The 1,941-nt window shown below is 43.9% G+C and carries 3 protein-coding genes; all 3 read left to right on the forward strand.

The window, feature by feature from the left end; all coding sequences use genetic code 11:
- Positions 1–583 (forward strand): hypothetical protein (locus tag H6S82_RS31290; RefSeq protein ID WP_191057341.1); only part of this gene is annotated, 583 nt, incomplete at its 5' end.
- Positions 584–630: 47 nt separating this feature from the next.
- Entirely contained in the window at positions 631–1,734 is a 1,104-nt protein-coding gene (locus tag H6S82_RS31295) for a glycosyltransferase family 1 protein (protein WP_190461351.1), read from the forward strand.
- A 2-nt stretch (positions 1,735–1,736) separates the two neighbouring features.
- Positions 1,737–1,941, forward strand: a 205-nt coding sequence (locus H6S82_RS31300) for a class I SAM-dependent methyltransferase (RefSeq protein ID WP_191057342.1), incomplete at its 3' end; no start/stop codon positions are given.

The raw sequence follows: 1,941 nt of genomic DNA on the forward strand, positions 1-1,941 counted from the left end.
AATAGTTTTTCAAAAAAGGCATTTTATTCCCGTATACTTAAAAATTTTATTTGTTGGGCTAACTACGGGGATGGTTTTAAATATGTTCCTTTATGGTTTAGCTTTGTGGTTTAATTTTTTCTTTGTTTGGCTTGGAATTGTCTGCATAGTTTCTAAGATTGGGGGAGCAAAACAGAGGTTATATGCAGCTATAATGGTACTGATAATTTATTTGTCCAGTCAAAGCTTAAATATCATATCTTTGGCAGGAAGAGAATATCTGCCGTCAGCAAAATACCAACAAATTAGAGAAGCTTTCCTAGCTAAACCAAACAGAAAATACGCTATAGATGAAGTAGCAGCTAGGTTTGTGTTTGACTATAAATTGCCTAAAAATTCTATAGACTTGACTTTTATGGGACCAGTTAATGCCCCTCTACTCTCAGCAAAAGATAAGCCATCCGATGTTACGTGGATAGCTAGTACACATCGGCTAGCAATGCAATATCCAGAATTGAACATAAAGTACCCAAGAGTTGAATTTTTAGGCCGCAGTTTCAACTCGCTACCAAAAAAGCCTTTTGAACTTACAGTGATTCCTTAATAAGGAATTACGGTTTGTTAGTGGTAGCTCGATAGTAGAAAGTAAAAATGACGACCTCAGCCCAAGTTACTTGCATCACTCCCGGTCTTCCTCCGGCGATCGATGGAGTCGGAGATTATGCCCTTAATGTGGCTAGGCAACTCCGCCAGGATTTTAGCATAGAAACGCATTTTATTGTGGGCAACCCGTCTTGGGCTGGCACAAAAGAAATCGATCGATTTGGGATCGGCCAGGTAAGCGAACGTTCTGTCGATCGTCTGTGGTCACTGCTGGATAGTAACAGTCAGAAAACGGCTACAATTCTTTTACACTACGTTGGCTATGGCTATGCTAAGCGAGGCTGTCCTTTTTGGTTAGTTAATGCCTTGGAAAAGTGGCGAAAAGTTAACAATAATGGCTCTTTGGTGACGATGTTTCACGAACTTTACGCCACAGGGCCAATATGGGCAAGTTCGTTTTGGCTGTCCCCGGTGCAAAAAAACTTAGCTGTGCGGCTAGCGAGATTGAGCGATCGCTGTCTCACCAGTCATCAAGGCTATGCCCAAATCATACACGAGTTAAGCTCCGGCAAACATTCTCAAATCCCCGCTATTCCAGTCTTTTCTAATATTGGCGAACCAAAACAAGTCCCCCCCCTAGCACATCGTCCTCGCTCTTTAGTGGTTTTCGGCAGTTCCAGCAATCGTCTGCGAGTTTATCAGAGGTCGTTATCAAATCTGGTATTGACTTGCCAACAGTTGGAGATTGAAGAGATATGGGATGTAGGGCCACCTACGGGTCTCGATCTCTCCAAGATCGATGGGATACCAGTAGTGGTGATGGGTAAGAAAACGGCAGCGGAGATTAGCGCGATCCTATTAAATTCTGTAGCTGGATTTTTTGACTACCATACCCAGTATTTGGCTAAATCCGGTGTTTTTGCTGCCTATAGCGCCCACGGAACGATTCCGATCGGCATTTTCTACAATGCTTTGCAGATGGATGGTTTGGAGGCGGGGAAACACTACTGGCTAGCAGATCGTCCCACAGCAAGGCTGAGTTTGGAAGTCGGGCAGGCGATCGCAGATAATGCCTATACTTGGTATCAAAGCCATAACTTATCGGTACAAGCGAAAACCTTTGCCACACAACTGTTGAGCCAAAATAATTAAGTATGGATGGATCTCTGGAAACCCAGCATCAGCTAGCAGCACAAACCAGTGGCGGTATTAGTAGCGATCCGGTCTACGCAGCGTTTGAACGGGTATTGATACAGCTCGATCTCAAAGGCGATATTTTAGATTTTGGTGCGGGTACGGGAAATTTAACTCGGCGGCTGCAAGCGTTAGGTCGCTTTCGATCGATTAGTGCGATCGATA

This window comes from Planktothrix sp. FACHB-1355 (genome assembly GCF_014748295.1).
Taxonomy (GTDB): Bacteria; Cyanobacteriota; Cyanobacteriia; order Cyanobacteriales; family Aerosakkonemataceae; genus Aerosakkonema; species Aerosakkonema funiforme_A.